Genomic DNA, 19,746 nt, shown 5'->3' on the forward strand with positions numbered 1-19,746 from the left:
AAGTAGTTATGGCAAAAAATATAAAACAAGAAAATAATAAGAATCAACAGTCTAAGAATAAATCTAAAGCACATAGTGCAAATATAAAAAATCAATTAAAACAAACAACAGAAACTGGTTTAATTGATGGTATTTTTGTTTATACAGAACCACTATCAATTGCAGATTTTGCAAAAAAACTAAATAAGGGACCAGCAGAAATTGTAAAATGATTTTTTACTAATGGTTCAATGGTAACTCAAAACCAAATTCTTTCAGAAGAACAAATGGGGGAATTATGTATTGAATTTGGCTATGATTTTAAAAAAGAGACTAGTGTTACTAAGGAAAATATCTTTGAAACGTTTAATGAAAAAGACGATCCGAAGGATTTAACAGCAAAACCTCCAATAGTAACAATTATGGGTCACGTTGACCATGGTAAAACAACATTATTAGACTCAATTAGAAATGCAAATGTTACAGATGGAGAGTTTGGGGGAATTACTCAACATATTGGTGCTTATCAAACAACAATAAAGTCAAATAAAATTACCTTTATTGACACTCCTGGTCATGAGGCTTTTACAGAGATGCGAGCAAGGGGAAGCGAAGTTACTGATATAGTAATTTTGGTAGTTGCAGCAGATGATGGTGTAATGCCTCAAACTGAAGAAGCAATTGACCATGCGAAAGCAGCTAGTGTTCCAATTATTGTTTTTGTAAATAAAATTGATAAACAAGGTGCAGATCCAAATAAAGTTAAAATGGAATTAATGAATTATGGAATTGTAGCAGAAGAATATGGTGGAGATATTCCATTTATTGAAGGTTCTGCAAAAGGAAAAGTAGGTCTTGATACATTATTAGAGACTATTTTATTAATTTCTGAATTAAAAGATTTAAAGGCAAATGCTAATAAATTTGCAAGAGGAACTGTTATTGAAGCTAAATTAGATAAAAATAGGGGTCCTGTTGCAACAATTTTAGTACAAGATGGTACTTTGAAAATTAGAGATATTATTATTGCTGGGGGAACATTTGGAACTATCAAAGATTTAGAAAATGAAAATAAGGCTAAACTTATTGAAGTATCTCCAGGTCAACCAGCAGTTATTATTGGTCTAAACGAAGTTCCTAAAGCAGGAGATAAATTTATTGTTGTTACTGAAGAAAAAATGGCAAGAGATATTGCAAAAGCTCAGTTTGAAAAACAACAAAATGAAGCAAGACAAAAAAATCAGACATTCACTTTAGATTCAATTAAAAATAAAATTGAATCTGGTGAGTTAAAATCAATTAATTTAATTTTAAAAGCTGATACACAAGGTACAGTTGAAGCTGTTCGAAATTCAATGCTAAAAATTAGTATTGAAGGAGTAAAAATTAATGTAATTCGTGCAACAGTAGGAGCAATATCAGCAAGTGATGTTACTTTGGCTTTAGCATCTGATGCTCTAATTTATGGTTTTAATGTAAGACCAACATCACAAGTTAGACAAAAAGCAGAAGAAGATAGTGTGGAAATAAGATTGCACAATATTATCTATAAATTAATTGAAGAAATAGCAGAAGCTGCCACAGGTATGTTAGACCCTATTTTTGAAGAAAAATCTCTGGGAGAGGCACAAGTAAGACAATTATTTAGACACTCACAAGTTGGAACAATAGCAGGATGTAGAATTATGAGTGGGGTTGTACCACGTTCTTCAAAAGTTCATATTTTAAGAGATGGAATAGTTGTTTATAGTGGAGAAATATCTTCTTTAAAAAATAAAAAAGAAGATATAAAAGAAGCTAAAGAAGGACAAGAATGTGGTATTACAATTAAAAACTTTAATGATTTAAAGGAAAATGATATTATAGAAGCATACAAGGTAGAAGAGGTGAAATAATTATGGCAAATGATATAAAAATTGAAAGAAATCAATCAACTATTCTTAGAGAATTAAATTTAATTTTACAAAGAGAATTTCCAGATAGTGAATACTTAAATTCACTTACAGTTCACGAAGTGAGATTGTCAAATGATATGGGTCATGCAAAGGTTTTTTATTCATCAATGGATGTTAATTCAAATAAAGATGAAGTAAAGGCTGAAATTGAAGAGAATTTAAAAGAAATAAGAATGATTCTTGCAAGTAAAGTTGAAATGAGAAGTGTGCCAGAATTAACATTCGAATTTGATAAAACTTTAGAAAATGCTAATAAAATTGAAAAAATACTAAAAGATATTAAATAGAAAGACCTGCATAAAATGCAGGTCTTTCTATTTAATTTAGCAATTTTTCAGTTAATATTTGAATTCTATTAGTAGTGAGTGTGAATAAAATAATTGCAAATAGATCAAATACCATAAAACTTAACCATGAGTGAAAAAATTTAAATATACCATATATTTCACCATATTCAATATATGATATTAAATAATTCAAAAATGCTGAGCTTAATGGCCCAAAAATAAATACTAACATTCCTGAGAATATTAGCGAAACGCTTCTATTAAAAGAGGCATTTTTACTATAAACTCGAAATACTTTATTGTATATTAATCAAAAAAGTGCTACTCAAATTGCTAATCCAATTCCAGATGCTAGTCTAAATAAAGGACTATAACCTCAGATTAGAAATTGCAGTAGACCATCTAACAAACCGATTATCATACCCCAGCATACGCCTACCACTTGAAAGCTTATAGCAATAACAAAGTACTTTAGGACAAAACCTAAATTTACTCCAGTAATATATAATGGAATAATTACATTTATTAAACTAACAGCTGTGGACATACTTAGTAACAAACTGACAAGAGTTATTTTTAGAGTCTCACTCTTAAATCTTGCATGTTTGCTTGACTTATTTAGTTTGCTGAATTCATAATCAATATCAATTGATTCCATAGTTTGAATCAATTCTTGATCTTGACTATTATTATCAGTCATCTTCATTGTCAAATTCTCCTTTTAAACAAACAATTTTATAGAATTCAAATAATATTCACCTCAAGAAATATTATATTATAATATATAAAGAATTGGAGTTATTATGCATAGTTTCTTTTTAGATAAAATTATAGATGATTATTTTGAAATAATTAATGAAAATCTTCATCATATAAAGAATGTTGTTAGATTAAAAGAAGAAGAACAAATATTTTGTATTTATCAAAATGAGAAGTATTTGTGTAAAATTTTTGAAATAACTGAAAAATTTTGCAGAGCTAGAATAATTTCGAAAGAAAAACTAACTAAAAAAAACTATAAGGTAAATTTAATTTTGGGCATTATTAGAGAACAAAAATGAGATTTTATTTTACAAAAAGCTACAGAGCTTGGTGTTGATAGTATTATTCCTGTTGAATTTAAAAGAAATGTTGTAAAAATTGATACTAAAAATGAAAAAAAGAAATTAACTCGTTGATATACAATTTGTGAAAGCGCTGCAAAGCAATCAAAAAGAGTTGATATCCCAACAATAAATTCAATTGTTAGAAATTTGAAAGATTTGGAAAAATATAAAGCAGATATTAATTTAGTTTGTTGAGAAGAAATTTCAAGTGAGTTTATCAAAAAAGAAATTATTAAGAAGTTTGAAACTATTAATATAATTATTGGACCTGAGGGTGGAATTGAAACTCAAGAAGTGAAACAATTAAATGAAATGGGCTATAAAAGTATTGGTTTGGGAGAAAATATAATGAGAGCTGAAACAGCTCCACTATTTGTATTAAGTTGTTTAAACTATGAAAAAAGTGGGTGATAATTATGGATAAAATTTCAAGTAAATTAGTGACAGCTGATATTGAACAAATTAATAGACAACTAAAAAAAATTTATATTGATAATGAACTTAAAAAATTTATTGATAAAAACATTTATTATTTGAAAAGGAAATTGAAAGATATTGTTCAATTAAAGACTCATGGTAGTTTTGCAACGGGAGAACTTTATGATTTTGATAAAGAACTTAATATTGATTTACTAGCAATAAAATATGTAAATAGAAATATGTATAAAATGTATGAAAAAGAAATTGAAACAAGAGAACATTTTGATGATTGTTGAGTTTGTGAAATTAATAAGGAAATTTTTAAACTTGTTACTAACTTTTACAAAGTTGCCAATGATATTAAAGTTAGTTGAATTGAGAAAAAATATAGATGTAATAATCCTAAAAAAATAGTTACTTTTGCTGACTCAATTAAAATTACTTTTTATAAAGAAGGGAAAATTGGATTTTCAATAATTATTAGAACAGCACTTAGACATAATAATTTCTTACCAATTATTTGTAACAAAACAATGTATAATAGGTCATTTACATTAGAATATGTAAAAAGTTTTCGTACACTAAATAAATTATTAGTCAAAAAATTACAAATTCTTTTTTATTATGTAAGAATAAAATTTAGAAATTTATTAACTAAACAAGAGCGCTTATTTTTAAAAATAAGCATTATGTCTGAAATACAATATGATTTAACTAAAAATATTTACTTACAAAGGTGATTAGATTTTGCTTTTGATTATAATTTTTCAAGTAAAAAAGAGGTAGATAATGTTTTGGAATCAAAGTATATTTTTTATAAAAGAAGCAAAAAAATTGCAAAAATTTATAATTCCTTTAAATTAAAAAATCTAAGTTGAGTTTTTCATATGACATATCCAAATCTTCAAGGTTTTCTAGAAAAATATTTTGAATATATTAATAAATTTTTACAAAATAAGGAAAGGAATATTAGTGGTAATTTTTTCTTTTGATATGACTCTGTTAGCTATTTAAAAAACACTAAAGGTTCCACAACTATTTCCATAAAAAAGGAAAGCCATAAATATGATAATTTAGATTTACAAATTCATTCAAGAACAATTTATCCAACAAATAAGGAAAATGGTCTATTTTTGATTTTTTTACAGTACTTTACTTTTGAAATAGAAAGAGATTAAAATGAAATTAAATAAAAATATATGAAAATTTAATAAAACAGTAAAAATATTAACTCTAGAAGAGCAAACAGTTACTACTAAGATAAATTCTTATTTTAATGAATTAAGACAACTTTTTTTAAATGAAAAAATTCATTTAAAAAAAATTGGTGATTTTGCTTATCATTCATATATGAAAATAAATAATGTAATTAATCTTGATCTTTGTGCAATTAAATATATAAGTGCTTCTTTAATTAAAATATCAGATTTAAGTGAAACAATATTAAGAGTTTCAAAGACATATAAGGTTATTCCTGAAATCCATACTGATAAAAATTATATAAATCTAGTTTTTAATTATAAAAATGTAAAAATAAATTTTAGAATTGTTTCTGTAATTGCTAACATAGTAAATAATGAGTCAATATATTGGGTAAATCATAATGGAATTGAAAAAAACGATATAGTTTTAAAACTTACAGTGCACTTTAAAGAAGTTAATAAACTAAGTTCGGGGTTATTAGTCAATTTAAAAAGACTTATAAACTACACAATGAAAAATGAGTTTAATTATTCATATGATATTGATTACTATCTATTAAGATGATTTAATGAATATGTATCAAAAACATTAGAGTCATTTATTTATGAACGACACATAAAAAGAGAATTAGAAATCAATATTGATCAATTTATGAAAACTGAAAATTTAAGAAAATGAATAAAAAGAAACATTAGTTTTTTTGATTTAACTAATTTCATTTTTATAAAATTAGACTCAGTAAATACTTATTACTTTAATCAATTTAATTTTAAAAATGAAGAAATTTTTGAGGGTATTTCTCGATATTCAGTAAATACTAACTCTAATTTTAAATTACCTATTGATTACTTATCATCTATTAAGATATTTGATACTGATTTGATAGAGCATAAGACATATATTCAGAACAATTTATCGAATGAAAATGGAATTTCAAATACCTCATGAGAGAAATTTAAAAATTATAGACATAGATACATAGTTTCTCCCGTTATTCAAAGTGGTGTATCAAATTATGCTATGTTTCAAAAGTGATTAACATTAAAATCAAATGAATTATATGGTCAATTAAACTCAGATTTAAAAAGTGAAATTAAATCTACAAAGCAAAGAGAAGCAATGTCAGAACTTAATGATATTGCCAATCAATGACTTACAAAATATAATACAAAATTAAAATATCTCCAACCTTATTTTGATAGAAAGTATCCTTTTTACTCAAATTATCAAATAGAACAGTTGGTCTCTTTAATAATTGAGTCTATTAATAAGATAGATGAAGAACAATGAGCTATAAAAAACGATAATTAACTCTAAAATCATTTTAGCTTTCATATTTTTACTAAAATATTTTTATATCTAAAATGTTCCTACTTATTACCTTGTTATTTTATATAATCAAATTAATCATATGAAAAGGATGGACAATATATGAAAAAATTATTAAATTTATTAGCAACTGCAACTTTAGCAGTTTCAGCAGGATCTTCTGTTGTTGCTTGTACAAGTAGTATCATAGATAAAGATGATGTTGACTATGAAACTGGTGCAAAGTGAAAAGGTAATGGAACTATTAAACAAGAAGTTTCTAAATTAAAAGAAAATAACATTAAAAAACAAATATCTAAAGATTTATTGACAAAAAATACAAATAGTAAAAGTTCAACTTATGCTACTATTGGAGAAAATGATAGATCTTCTTTAGCAAATAAAGATATTTTAACAGTTAATGACGGTGAGTTTGTATTCTCACCTTATGCAGATATGGGAATTGTTGAAGATACAGCAGAGTACTTGATGAAGGAAAAAGGAAAAAGTCAGGCAACTAGAGATGTTGCAGAAAAAGGTTTAGTAAATAATATTGTTTATAATGACTTAGGACAAATTGCTGAAGATTCAACAGTTATAACTAATGAGTCAGAAGTAACATTAGGATTTATGCAAAATGCAGCAGATACAGGAGAATTAGTTCCAATGTGAAATGCTGGACCTTCAAAAGGTGATGGTAAAGGTATTTTAGCAGAAGAAGGTAAAGAAACTGAGTATGCTCAATGATTTAATGATAGATACAGAAATTGAACTGGACAAGATATAAAAGGTAACGAAAAAATAAAAGGAAAAGGTGGACAATTAAATCCAGAAAATGTAAGGATTTCATTTGGACCTTTTGCAAATTCATTGTGACATACAGCATGACAAAATAATAAGACTCCAGAAGAGTTAGCACAAGTTATTAAAGCTGTTGGAGATAGATACAATACTAAAAAATTTGATTTCTATTTTGCAGCACCATACTTATCAGCTAGAGGAGATTATGCTGATTCACAAAAATTACTAGCAAGTGCTTTAAAAATATTAATTGAAAGTGATTCAACTTATGATTTTCAATTATCACTTGTAATGTCAACAAAAGATGGAGTTGCATTAGCTCCTGGTTTTGGAGAACATGGTCAAGTAAACTTAAATTTAATAGGTGATGAGATATATCCACTATATAACTTTACAAAATATTTAGGAATGAACTTTAGATTAAATTTAGTTACAGGTTACTTAACTGTACCAAATGATGTTAATACTGACAGTGATTGAGAACTAGAAACTATTAAAAATGGAGCTTTACAATCAGCACAAAATTGAAATAAATTAAATAACATTATAAATGGTGTATCAAAAGATAAAAATTTTGTAAATAAAAGAATAAAAATAACTCCTTGAATTGGAAGAAGAGCTGAAGCAGCAGCATATAACTTTACACCTAAAAATGCAGCAGATTTAAGAGTTTGAGCAAAAGAACAAAACTTTGGTGGTTTAGGAATGTTTTATATTTCAAGAGATGTACCAAGTGAATTTGTAGACAATGAGTTAACAGGTCCTGCACAAGCTGACAGAAATGCATTAGATCAAAATATTAGATCAGGTTCAGGATTTGAACAATTTACATATGCAAAAGCTTTAAATGGAACAATTTCAGGTGAACAAGTACCCTTAATTGAAGCAAAAGATAAAGATGGAATCAAAACTATTGGTGGAATTGATTATCATGAAGATATTCTAGCAAATACATCTTTAGATAATTTAGAAAATGGTGGAGATTGAGAAGGGCCTTCATGAGAAGGCGGAGGGGGAACAAACCCTGGACCTGGAACAGGTGGAGGAAATGGTGGAGAAGTTATTTCTCCTCCAACTGGACCTGGAAAAAGTCTTTATACAAAATGAAGTGAGGCTAATCCAAATAGAACTTCTTCAATTACTAATAAAACAAAATCTAACAATTTTACTTATTTTTCTCCATATTTAGATGCTGGGTTGTATGAAGGAAATAATATGCAAAATATTACTTCTAGTGTTAATGGATTTGATCACTTAACATTAGCATTTGTACAACAAGTTAATAATCATGGTAATTACTTAGATTTATCAATTGCAGGTAGTGAAACAGGTACTGAGGGTTTTGAATGATGAGAAAACAGTCAATTCTGAGGTAAAATTTTAGAGCCAATGGCAAAACAAAATAAATTTGAAAATATTAAAGTAGCTTATGGTGGAGCAACTACAGGAGGGTTTACAGATAAAAATCCTTGAACTTTAGCAAATACATTATTTGGTAAAAATACACCAACAGCAAAAGAAGAACTTAAAAAATCTTTAATTGAGTATCAAGAATCATTAGTTAAATTAGCTAATAAAAATGGTTATAAAGATGTTAAAATGCCAAAAGCAATTGACTTTGATATTGAAGGACATGCTCAAGAATTAGACGATGATAATAGATTATTGGCAGCAACAATTGCTGAAATGAAAAAAGAAGATAAAGATTGAGATTTTTCATTAACTTTACCAGTATTGCCAACTGGTTTAACTTCTGTAGGTTATCGTGTAATGAATATATTTGTTGAAGAATTTAAAAAAGCTGGATTAAGTCAAGAAGATATACCAGTTGTTAACTTAATGTTAATGGATTATGGGGACCCAATTTATGTACAAGCTATCAAAGATGGACTAACTAACTTTGATTTAGCAAAACAAGCAGTAAATGCTACAAAAAATAACTTAGCAACTTCAATTGAAAGTAACTATGGAAAAGTTTCAATTGGTAATGATGGACTTTATAAATTAATTGGTGCAACTCCAATGATTGGTGTTAATGATACAGTTTGAGGTGTATTTACTGAAGAAGATGCAAAAGAATTGTATAATTGAAGTCATAATGTTGGTTTAGGATATATTGGAATGTGATCAATGAATGATGATAGAGGTTTAGATGTGCATACGAATAAACCAATAAACAAAAGTTTATTAACTCATGGTTTAGCTTATTTGGAAGAATATGACTTTGCTAGAGCCTTTGCAGGAGATTGAACAAGTTCATTAAAAAATCCAAAACCAGAACATAAAATTATTAAAAATAAGTATAAATTCTAGTTTGTAAATAAAAAAAACTCTTTAAAAAGGAGTTTTTTTTGATTTTATAAAGCTGATTATATACACAAAAATATTTTTAAATCATAAAATTATTTTTATAAAATAAATATTTTTTAGATATAATAAAAATATAAGTGTAATTTATACTAGATAGATAAGGGCAAAATATGAAAAAATTATTAAATTTATTAGCAAGTACAAGCTTATTTGTATCTGTTGGTGGTTCAGTTGTAGCTTGTGGAAATGTAATAGATGCAAAAGATAAAACTTTTCAAACAGGTGAAAAATGAAAAGGTCATGGAAATATAAATAATGAAATTAATACCATGAAACAAAATAGTGTTAAAAGGCAAATATCAAAAAAATTATTAACAGAGAATACAAACAAAAATAGCTCAACTTCTGGATTTATTAAAGAAGGAGAAAGATCTTCATTAGCTGGTGTTGAAAAATTAGCAATTAACTCTAATGAATTTATTTTCTCTCCCTATGCAGATATGGGAATTGTAGAAGATACAGCAGAATACTTGATGAAAGATAAAGGAAAAAGTCAAGGAACAAGAGCTGAAGCAGAAAAAAGTTTAAATGGAAAAAATATTATTTATAATGATTTAGGTGAAATAGCTGGCAAAAAAAATGTTATTACACAAAGTTCAGAAGTAACATTAGGATTTATGCAAAATGCAGCAGATACTGGTGATTTAGTTCCAATGTGAAATGCTGGACCTTCCAAAGGTGATGGCAAAGGTATCTTAGCTGAAGAAGGTAAAGAAACTGAATATGCTAAGTGATTTAATGATAGATATAGAGATTGAACAAAAAAAAGCTATAAAACTAAAATAACAAGTCATAATGAAGGTGGAAATTTAAATCCTGAAAATGTAAGAATTTCATTTGGACCTTTTGCCAATTCTTTATGACATACAGCATGACAAAATAATAAAACTCCAGAACAATTAGCTGAAGTAATTCAAAAAGTTGGAGAAAAATATGGTACTAAAAAATTTGATTTTTATTTTGCATCACCATATTTATCACGTCAAGGAGATTATTCTGATTCACAAAAATTACTTGCAGGTGCTTTAAAAATCTTAATCGAAAAAGATTTAAATTATGATTTCCAATTATCACTTGTAATGTCAACAGAATATGGAGTTGCATTAGCTGAGGGATTTGGTCAAGAAGGAGTTAATAATTTAAATTTATTAGGTGACGAAATTTATCCTTTATATAACTTTACAAAATATTTAGGTATTAATTTTAGATTAAATTTAGTTACAGGTTATTTGACTGTACCCAATGATGTTAATACTAATGATGATTGAGAATTAAAAAAAATTCAAGATGGAGCTAAACAAACAGCTAAAAACTGAATGGAAATAAATAAAGTGGCAAATGGAGATGAAAAAAGCTTAGTCTACATAAAAAAAAGAATTAAAATTACTCCTTGAATTGGAAGAAGAGCTGAAGCTGCTGCTTATAACTTTACTCCAAAAGATGCAGTCCAATTAAGAACTTGAGCTGTTAAAGAGGGATTTGGTGGTTTAGGAATGTTCTATATTTCAAGAGATGTACCAAGTCATTTTGAAGATAATAAATTAACAGGTCCAGCTCAAGCTGATCAAAATGCATTAGATCAAAACATTAGATCTGGTTCAGGTTTCAAACAATTTACATATGCAGAAGCATTGAATGGGACTTTATTAGAAGATGATATTCCAAAAGAAATTACAGATAAAGGTGAAGTTATTAGTATCTTAAAAGCTATTGATTATAAAAAAGATATCCAAGCAAATAAAGCATTAGATAATTTAGAAAATGGTGGTAATTGAGAAGGACCTTCATGAGAAGGCGGAGGAGGAACAAACCCTGGACCTGGAGCAGGAGCTGGGGGAGGAGAAGTAATTATGCCTCCAACTGGACAAGGTAAGAGTCTTTATACAAAATGAAGTGAAGCAAATCCAAATAGAAAAAATTCGATTGTTAAAAAAGCAAAGGCAAATAAATCAACATATTTCTCACCTTATTTAGATGCTGGGCTATATGAAGGAAATAATATGAGAAATATTATTTCCAATGTCAAAGGAATGAATCATTTAACATTAGCTTTTGTGCAACAGGTTAATAATCATAGTGATAAATTAGATTTGTCAATTGCAGGTAGTGAAACAGGTACTGAAGGTTATGAATGATGAGAAAGCAGTCAATACTGAGATAAGATTTTAAAACCTATGGCAGAACAAAATAAATTTGAAAATATTAAAGTAGCTTATGGTGGAGCCACAACAGGAGGATTTACAGAAAAAAATCCTTGAACATTAGCAAATAAATTAAATCCGAATAATTATCAAAAAGCAAAAAATGATCTTAAGGAAGCTTTAATTAGTTATCAAGAATCATTGGTAAAATTAGCTAATAAAAAAGGTAAAAATGTTAAAATGCCAAAGGCAATTGACTTTGATATTGAGGGACATGCTCAAGAATTAGATGGTGATAATAGATTATTAGCAGCAACAATTGCTGAAATGAAAAAAGAAGATAAAGATTGAGATTTTTCATTAACTTTACCAGTATTGCCAACTGGTTTAACTTCTGTTGGTTATCGTGTAATGAATATATTTGTTGAAGAATTTAAAAAGGCTGGATTAAATGAAAAAGATTTACCAGTTATTAATTTAATGTTAATGGATTATGGTGATCCAATTTATGTACAGGCAATTAAAGATGGATTAACTAACTTTGATTTAGCAAGACAAGCAGTAAATTCTACAAAAAATAACTTAGCAACTTCAATTGAAAATAACTATGGAAAAGTCTCAATTGGTAACATGGGGCTTTATAAATTAATTGGAGCAACTCCAATGATTGGTGTTAATGATACTATTTGAGGAGTTTTCACTGAAGAAGATGCAAAAGAATTGTATAATTGAAGTCATAATATTGGTTTGGGATATATTGGAATGTGATCAATGAATGATGATAGAGGATTAGATGTTCATACTAAAAAGCCAATAAACAAAAGTTTATTAACTCATGGATTAGCTTATTTGGAAGAATATGACTTTGCTAGAGCCTTTGCAGGGGATTGAACAAGTACAATAAAAAATCCAAAACCCGAATATAGAAAATCTAAAGAATAGTCATATTTTATTTAAAAAATAATTAAAAAGCCCTTTTTAAAAAGGGCCTTTTAATTATTTATAAATTATCACTTGTCAGTTCCATCATTATGGTCTTTTAACATTTGAGCACGTTTTCTCATATAATCTTTTTCAACTTGACCAATATTATTATAAACATCTCTACTTGCTTTAATTCTTAGTTTTTTTAATTCTTCATCACAATAAACTCATGTAAGTCAAACAATATGAAAGTGTCTTAAATATTTGACTTCACTTTCATCGTACATTTCATAACTTAAATTTTGAGCTTCTTTTTGAGCAAAATCTACTCATTTTTGTGGATTTATATTTTCATTGAATACATCCTTAGCTAATGCTTGAAAAGAAAGTGCTTTTTTTACAATTACTTCTTCAAGTGATTGTAGTGTATTTGAAATTTCTTCTATTATTGCTTGATCAAATTCTTCAAATGAGTTAAAGTGATGTTTTAATAAATAAAACATTTTTGTATTGAGATTATTTACAGGGTTACCTGAACTATTCAAATGTTCCTTCTCAGAAATAATCTTAAATTCATTTTCAATACTTTTATAAAAATCTGATTTTCTACGCATATAATCACCTAAATTCTTTAATTTAGTATATTATAACATATTTTTAGAAATAATTTTTATAGCAATAATGTGTTATGTGTAATAATAAATATAGGAAATGTTTTGGAGGAGATAAAATGGATGGCAAATCAGGAGTACTTTTAGTACATAAACCAGAAGGAATTACTTCAAATGATTTAATTCAAAATATTAAGCGAAAATTTAATATTAAAAAAATTGGTCATGCAGGAACTTTGGACCCTCTAGCAACAGGTTTAATGGTAATTTTAATTAATCAAGCAACTAAAATTTCAAATTATATTTTAAGTAGTGATAAAAGTTATATTGTAACTATTAAATTATTTATTCATACTGATTCACAAGATATTACAGGAAAAGTAGTTCAAGAAGAAAGTTATAGAAAAATTTCAAAGTCATTGATAAAAGAGACAGTTAAAAAATATAATGGTTATATTTATGATCAATATCCACCAATATATTCAGCAGTTAAAGTTGATGGAAAAAAACTATATGAATATGCAAGAAAACAAGAGGATGTTGAAATTAAACCGAAAAAAGTTACTATTAAAAGTTGTGAGTTAATAGAGTTTAAGCAAAAATTAGGAACGATTAAATTAAATGTTAGATGTAGTAAAGGCACATATATTAGAAGTTTAGTTACAGATTTTGCAAAAGATTTAGAAACAATTGCTACAGTTTCTCAATTAGAAAGAACTTCTTCTGGAGGTTTAAATTTAAGTGAGGCAAAAACAGTTGAACAAATAGAACAAAAGGATTTAATGTCAATGTATGATGCTTTAATGAAAAATGAACATACATTAATTGAGTATCATAGAATTAGAGATATTAAACAAGGTAAGGCAATTAGTTTGAGTGGCATTAACTACCCAATAATTTTTATTATTAATGATTTAAAAGAGGTAATGGCAATTTATAAACACATTGCACATGATCTTTATAAATGTCAAAGAGGATTATGAGATGAGGTTCCTTTGGATCAATTAACTGAAGCTGAAAGGAATGGATATTATGATTAAATATCAAACCTTTCTTAAAAATAATGAAAATTTCAACTTGGAACAAAAAGGAAATGTTATTTGTATTGGTTTTTTTGATGGTATTCACAAAATGCATAAAGCAATTTTTTCTGAAGCAAAAAAGATTGCAAAGGAAAAAAATTTTGTTTGATCTATAATCACTTTTTCAGAAAAAGTTTCAGATTTTTTAAAAGGAATAAAAAACACTTTACAGTCAAAAAGTAATAAATATGAAATTATTGAAAAGAATTATAAACCTGATTTTCTATTTGAAATAGAAGTTAATAATGAAACTATCAAATTAAATCCTAATGAATTTTGTTTATTTTTAAAAGAGAAACTAAATGTTAAAAAAATAGTTATAGGTGATGATTTTAGATTTGCTTATAAAGGTCAGGGAAATATTTCTCATTTGCAAGACTTTTTTGGAGTTGAAAATATTATAGTTTTTAAAAGAATTTTCAATATTTCAACTTCACTTTTAAAGAATAATTTGGCAAAAGGAGAAATTAGTGAAGTTAATAAAATAATTGATGGTAATTTTACAGCTAGATTTGAAAGAAATAGTGAAAATAGTTTTTTGATGAAAGATTATAATATAAACATTGCAAATGGAAAATATTTAGTTCTAATTGAGGGTGAAACTCTTCAAATAGAATTAGAAAACAATATTATTAAATTAAATTACGAAAAAGAATTATTAGATATTGAATTTTTAAAAAAAGTATAAAAATAGCTTTATTTTTGATATACTTTTTAAGTATTGATGTTTTATCTTTGATTTGATTTACCCTAAATCTTTTCTATGATAAAACAATTTTCAATCAAGGATTAATAGGGGGTTATAGACATGGTTTCTAAAACACAAATTGAAAATATTGTTAAAGAATTCGGAGTTAATGCAAATGATACAGGTAGAGCTGAAGTTCAAATTGCTATTTTAACTCAAGATATTCAAAATTTGACAGAGCACTTGAATATACATAAAAAAGATATTACTTCAAGAAGAAGTTTATTAAAAAAAGTAGCTCAAAGAAGACATTTGTTAAACTTTTTGTTTAAAAAAGATGTTGAAAGATATAAAACAATTATTGAAAAATTAAAAATAAGAAAATAGTGTAGTAGTTATATTATTTTTTTATCTATTATTATTTGAGTAGAATAGTTTTAAAAAATAATGTATAATTAAATCATATTTTGATAATAAAAATATGATTTTTATTATCAAAATTTAGTATTTTTATTAGAAAGACGGTGTTACTATATGGCAACTGCAAAATCAACAACAGGAAAAAGTACAAGTGCTAAAAAAGCAACAAGTGCTAAAAAAGTAGCAGTAAAAAAATCAACAACTGCTAAAAAATCAACAACTAAATCATTAATTGCAAAAAGCACAACTGCAAAGAAACCTAAAACAACAGCTGTTAAAAGAGCTGCTTCAAATAAAATGAGACCTGAACATATTCAAACAAGAAAAAAAGTTTCAGATCCAAAACCAGAGAAAATTATAAATAAAGACATCAAATTAACTGATGGACAACAAAAATTTATTTGAGAGAAATCAGATCCAGTTTCAGCAACAAATTCATCTATTTATAGACAAGATATAGCTGGTGCAATTATTAAAGTTAGCGAATATGGACAAGCATCAGAATTCGGTTGAGTTTATTGTTTAATTGATCAAGATGGTGAAAGAGATGATGTAAATAACGTTGTTGCTTTACATTGATTAAATGCAAAAGTTAAACGTAAATTAAACGAAAATTGAGTAGCTGTAGTTACTGGTGGAAGAGATATTTCAGGTCTTTTTAATCAGAAAAAGGAAGTAAAAATTGCTGGTAATCAACTAGGAAAAACAAGAAAAACTGTTTTATTCCAACCTTCAATAGTTGAACCAAGAAAAGTAAATATTAAAATTAGAACAGCTGTAGGAAAAAAATAATAAAAAAACCTTATTTATGTAAGGTTTTTTTATTATATAATTATTATGTCCTTAGGGACGCCAAGAATATTTGTTATTCTTTATGTTTGCGTGAGATATTAAAGACCGCTCAATAAATAAGTATTTCCTTTCTCATGCATTTGATAGCGGGTGGGAATATTTTTTTTTGTCATTTTTTGAAAGGTTGGCACAATTATGAATAAAATAATAGTTATCGTTGGTGCTACAGCAACTGGTAAAACAGACCTATCAATTAAAATTGCAAAGGAATTTAATGGAGAATGTATAAATGCGGATTCCACCCAAATTTTTAAAGGAACAGATATAGCAACAAATAAGATAACAACTCATGAAATGCAAGGAATTAAACATCATTTACTATCTATAAAAGAAGTTAATGATAGTTATTCAGTGGCTGATTTTCAAAGAGATGCAAGAAAAAAAATTGCAGAAATATTGGAAAATAAGAAGACACCAATACTTATTGGCGGAACAGGACTTTATATTAATTCAGTTATAATGGATTATAACTTTAGTAGTGATGATCATATTGAAGATTATTCAAAAAAATATGATAATAAATCAAATCAAGAAATATGAGATACTTTAAATTTAAAAGATAGTTTAGAAGCTAAAAAAATTCATTTAAACAATAGATATAGGTTGATTAGAGCCTTAGAAATTATTGAATTAACTGGTATTACAAAGACTAAACTAATAAAGAACAATAAAAGGTATTTTTATAATAATTTATTAATTATTGGAATATCTGCTCAAAGAGAGGAATTATATAGTAAAATAAATAATAGGGTACTTAGCTTAATAGAAAAAGGTTTATTTGAAGAAATACAATTGGCTTATAAAGCTAATAATTTTGACAAAAGAGCCCAATCTTTAAAATGCATTGGAGGTCCAGAAATCATAAAATTTTTTGAAAAAGAAATTGATTATGATAAATGTATCGAACTAATGCAACAAAATAATAGGCATTATGCAAGAAGGCAGTTAACTTGATTCAAAAATCAATTAAATAATGTTAAATGATTTGAACATGATTATAAAAATTTTGAAAGCATATCAAATCAGATTATTGAATATATCAAATCAAATCCTTAACATAAAAATTGAATAACAAGTTAGGAGACTTAATAATGTTGTCTGTTTACGAAAGAGTAGAGAACTTAATTAAGGACAATAAAAATACTACTTTTAAATTAATTGGAAAACAAATTCTAGCAGATTGATCTGTTGGAATCTTTAAAAGTCAAAGTGAAATTAGCAAAATGTGTTTTGTTTCTTTAGCTACGGCTACACAATTTGCAAAGGCTTGCTATTGTGAAGGATATAAAGAATTATCAATTAGATTAAAAGTAGAATATGAAAATGTTATGCAAAATAAAATAAGAGCAGATCAACCTAATGAGGCTGATATGACAGGAATGAGAGCTGTCATAAATAACTGAGTTACGGAAAATGATGGTTTCTTATATGACTTAGCTAATAAAATAAATGAAAGAAGGAAAGTTTGAATATGTCCATCATATCAATCGATGTATTCAGCTAAATTTTTAGAAGATGTTTTAACAAATGTCGGAATTCAAAGTAAAATAATTGATATTTCTATAAATTTAGAAGTTGGGAAACACTTAGAGTTTCATAATGAATTAGTTGTTATTCTTTTAACTGGAAGAGACACTGATACTACAGTAATTGCTTTGGAGTATTTAATAAAAGCTAAAAATGAAATTTTTATTATAACTACTCCAAGTAATATATCAGAGCTACCAGAGATAAAAGAACAGAAACACATGTTAATTAACTTTCAAGATAATAATTTCTTTTATAAGTATAGATGTTATGCATTAATTTCATTGTTCTTTTCATTAAGTGAAAAAATAAGTTAAAAATATAAAATCTTAAACTGTAAAAAATATTTTAAAAGTATTGACATCTGCGCAGTAATTATATATATTCATTAATGTAATTAATACGCGGGTGTAGTTTAATGGTAGAACTTCAGCCTTCCAAGCTGACTGTGAGGGTTCGATTCCCTTCACCCGCTCCATTATGAAAATTCAAATCCCTTTAGGGATTTTTTTATTTTATATTTATAATAATTACTAAAGGAGTAACTCAATGCTAAATAATAAAATTAAAAATTTTAATGAATCAAGGACTCCATTTTTTAAGAGTTTATTTTTCTTAGTTATAGAGTCAATAATTCCAGGTTTAACTATTTGATTTTGTGTTGGATTTGACTTTACTTTTTCTCTTACAAATAAGTTGCCATATCCAAATGTAGGTTATGTTTCACTAATTTGTACTGGGTACTTTTTATACAGCTTTTTGATAACGTATTTATTTTATAAGTTTAAATTTCATGAAGCGGATATGTTCACTTTTAGTTCCTTAATTACTTTGACATTAATTATATTAATTTTATTTGGTAGTTTTATGAATACTTCAGGTATCTGAATATTTGTTAGATTTATTTGTATAGTTGCTATTGTTATAATTGGAACTCCATTTTTTGTTTTTATAAGTGTTTTATTTAGAAATAAGGAAAACAAAAAAATAGAAGATTATGAAAGGGTGTTAGAAGCTTATAAAAAAGGTGAAATTATACCGAGTAATAAATTATTAAAGGCTCAAAGATATCAAAGTTATTTAATTAAAAATCAAAACAAGATAGAAGAATTAAAGAATTTTAAAATAGAATTAGATAAAAAAATAACAAAAGAGCTACAAGAACAAGAATTAAAAAGAAATTTCAAAATGAAGCAAAAAATAAAAAAATTAGATCAAAAAGAAGAAAAGCAAAGACAAAAAAAACAGAAAGATTAGTATATCTTTCTGTTTTTTAATCTTTCTAATTTATGATCAAAAATATCTTTAAAAATCTTTTGCTTCTCTTTTTCAAACATAAAATTTGATCATAATGTTCATAAAAGGTCTTGGTATTTAATCATTAAATTCAAAGTTTCAATTTCGTTAATATCTATTAACTTTTCTTTAATACATTGCTTTATAAAGTAGTTAATTAGTTCTTCATCATCATTTAAAGTTTCACTGATAAAACTTGCTATATCAAAGAACTTATTATTTAAGGAAATATAGTCGTAATCAATTAAAATCATCTCATTTTTATTTATTAAAATATTTCCAGGCACTAAGTCATTATGACTTAAAACCAATTTTAACTTATCAAATTTATCAATATAGTTATTTATTTCCTTAAAATATGGTTCAAAATCAGTTAATGGATTATCAATGTTATTTTTAAAAATTTTTAAAAATTCATGATAATTAAATTTATTTATTTTAAATTCTTTTGAATTAAGCTTATGAAGTTTTATTATTAAATTAGTTACATTATTAATTATTTCCTTAGTTATTGTAATATCTTTAAGAGTTTGATAATTGCTTAAAAATTTATATTCAGAAAATAATTTATTATCTTTTCAATAAAATTTTAATGGAGTTAATAATACATCTTGCTCAGTTTTCTTTAATTGTTGCAAAAAATTATATTCATTTTTTTTATCTAAATAAATATCATGAAAAGGTATTGACTCTTTTTTCAAAATATCATTTTCTAGGGTTACTTTGTTTGTATAACCATTAAATTTCATTTATTTCACTCCTTATTGCTATTATTA

17 protein-coding genes and 1 tRNA gene are annotated in these 19,746 nt (G+C 26.1%); 15 read left to right on the plus strand and 3 right to left on the minus strand.

Annotated features, from left to right (window positions below; genetic code table 4):
* The first annotated feature begins 8 nt into the window (after positions 1-8).
* Both infB and rbfA read left to right on the plus strand, forming a co-directional pair.
* Positions 9-1,874 (plus strand): translation initiation factor IF-2, encoded by a 1,866-nt coding sequence (infB, locus tag AACL15_RS01965; RefSeq protein WP_339034800.1) that lies wholly within the window; start codon positions 9-11, stop codon positions 1,872-1,874.
* 2 nt (positions 1,875-1,876) lie between these two features.
* Positions 1,877-2,221 carry a 30S ribosome-binding factor RbfA gene (gene rbfA / locus AACL15_RS01970; RefSeq protein ID WP_339034802.1) on the plus strand — a complete coding sequence of 115 codons (345 nt, stop codon included), beginning with the start codon at positions 1,877-1,879 and terminating at the stop codon, positions 2,219-2,221.
* 31 nt (positions 2,222-2,252) lie between these two features.
* On the opposite strand, the gene AACL15_RS01975 is transcribed toward rbfA, so the two are convergent.
* Positions 2,253-2,927 carry a hypothetical protein gene (locus AACL15_RS01975; RefSeq protein WP_339034804.1) on the minus strand — a complete coding sequence of 225 codons (675 nt, stop codon included), beginning with the start codon at positions 2,925-2,927 and terminating at the stop codon, positions 2,253-2,255.
* 97 nt (positions 2,928-3,024) lie between these two features.
* On the opposite strand from AACL15_RS01975, the gene AACL15_RS01980 reads away from it, so the two are divergent.
* From AACL15_RS01980 to AACL15_RS02000, 5 genes are all read left to right on the plus strand, one after another.
* Positions 3,025-3,741, plus strand: a complete 717-nt coding sequence (locus AACL15_RS01980) for a 16S rRNA (uracil(1498)-N(3))-methyltransferase (protein WP_339034807.1) — start codon at positions 3,025-3,027, stop codon at positions 3,739-3,741.
* 2 nt (positions 3,742-3,743) lie between these two features.
* On the plus strand, positions 3,744-4,925 hold the full coding sequence (locus AACL15_RS01985; protein WP_339034809.1) for a hypothetical protein: 1,182 nt from the start codon (positions 3,744-3,746) through the stop codon (positions 4,923-4,925).
* A gap of 1 nt (position 4,926) precedes the next feature.
* Positions 4,927-6,261, plus strand: a complete 1,335-nt coding sequence (locus AACL15_RS01990) for a hypothetical protein (protein ID WP_339034811.1) — start codon at positions 4,927-4,929, stop codon at positions 6,259-6,261.
* 120 nt (positions 6,262-6,381) lie between these two features.
* Positions 6,382-9,372, plus strand: coding sequence for a lipoprotein (locus AACL15_RS01995; protein WP_339034813.1), 2,991 nt, complete (start codon positions 6,382-6,384; stop codon positions 9,370-9,372).
* A gap of 167 nt (positions 9,373-9,539) precedes the next feature.
* Positions 9,540-12,512 carry a hypothetical protein gene (locus tag AACL15_RS02000; RefSeq protein WP_339034815.1) on the plus strand — a complete coding sequence of 991 codons (2,973 nt, stop codon included), beginning with the start codon at positions 9,540-9,542 and terminating at the stop codon, positions 12,510-12,512.
* Between the two features lie 65 nt (positions 12,513-12,577).
* Here the strand turns inward: AACL15_RS02000 and AACL15_RS02005 are convergent, their stop codons facing one another.
* Positions 12,578-13,108 (minus strand): hypothetical protein, encoded by a 531-nt coding sequence (locus tag AACL15_RS02005; protein WP_339034817.1) that lies wholly within the window; start codon positions 13,106-13,108, stop codon positions 12,578-12,580.
* Between the two features lie 116 nt (positions 13,109-13,224).
* Here AACL15_RS02005 and truB point away from each other — a divergent pair, with 116 nt between their 5' ends.
* The 8 genes from truB (at position 13,225) to AACL15_RS02045 (ending at position 18,931) form a co-directional block, all read left to right on the plus strand.
* On the plus strand, positions 13,225-14,145 hold the full coding sequence (gene truB / locus AACL15_RS02010; protein WP_339034819.1) for a tRNA pseudouridine(55) synthase TruB: 921 nt from the start codon (positions 13,225-13,227) through the stop codon (positions 14,143-14,145).
* Positions 14,138-14,875: a hypothetical protein gene (locus AACL15_RS02015; protein WP_339034821.1), complete on the plus strand. Its 738-nt coding sequence runs from the start codon at positions 14,138-14,140 to the stop codon at positions 14,873-14,875. Before truB ends, AACL15_RS02015 begins: the two co-directional genes overlap by 8 nt.
* Before the next feature lie 120 nt (positions 14,876-14,995).
* Positions 14,996-15,262, plus strand: a complete 267-nt coding sequence (gene rpsO, locus AACL15_RS02020; RefSeq protein WP_339029344.1) for a 30S ribosomal protein S15 — start codon at positions 14,996-14,998, stop codon at positions 15,260-15,262.
* A 147-nt stretch (positions 15,263-15,409) separates the two neighbouring features.
* On the plus strand, positions 15,410-16,087 hold the full coding sequence (locus AACL15_RS02025; RefSeq protein ID WP_339034823.1) for a hypothetical protein: 678 nt from the start codon (positions 15,410-15,412) through the stop codon (positions 16,085-16,087).
* Between the two features lie 195 nt (positions 16,088-16,282).
* Positions 16,283-17,203, plus strand: coding sequence for a tRNA (adenosine(37)-N6)-dimethylallyltransferase MiaA (miaA, locus tag AACL15_RS02030; protein WP_339034825.1), 921 nt, complete (start codon positions 16,283-16,285; stop codon positions 17,201-17,203).
* A gap of 35 nt (positions 17,204-17,238) precedes the next feature.
* Positions 17,239-17,991: a hypothetical protein gene (locus AACL15_RS02035; protein ID WP_339034826.1), complete on the plus strand. Its 753-nt coding sequence runs from the start codon at positions 17,239-17,241 to the stop codon at positions 17,989-17,991.
* An 87-nt stretch (positions 17,992-18,078) separates the two neighbouring features.
* A tRNA-Gly gene (locus AACL15_RS02040) sits at positions 18,079-18,152 on the plus strand.
* A gap of 71 nt (positions 18,153-18,223) precedes the next feature.
* Positions 18,224-18,931, plus strand: coding sequence for a DxFTY motif-containing membrane protein (locus AACL15_RS02045; RefSeq protein WP_339034828.1), 708 nt, complete (start codon positions 18,224-18,226; stop codon positions 18,929-18,931).
* Here the strand turns inward: AACL15_RS02045 and AACL15_RS02050 are convergent.
* Positions 18,928-19,719, minus strand: a complete 792-nt coding sequence (locus AACL15_RS02050; RefSeq protein WP_339034830.1) for a phosphotransferase family protein — start codon at positions 19,717-19,719, stop codon at positions 18,928-18,930. The two genes, AACL15_RS02045 and AACL15_RS02050, sit on opposite strands and share 4 nt — an antisense overlap.
* Between the last annotated feature and the right edge of the window lie 27 nt (positions 19,720-19,746).

Source organism: Spiroplasma endosymbiont of Cantharis rufa, from assembly GCF_964019665.1.
In the GTDB taxonomy this organism is placed as follows: Bacteria; Bacillota_I; Bacilli_A; order Mycoplasmatales; family Mycoplasmataceae; genus Spiroplasma_A.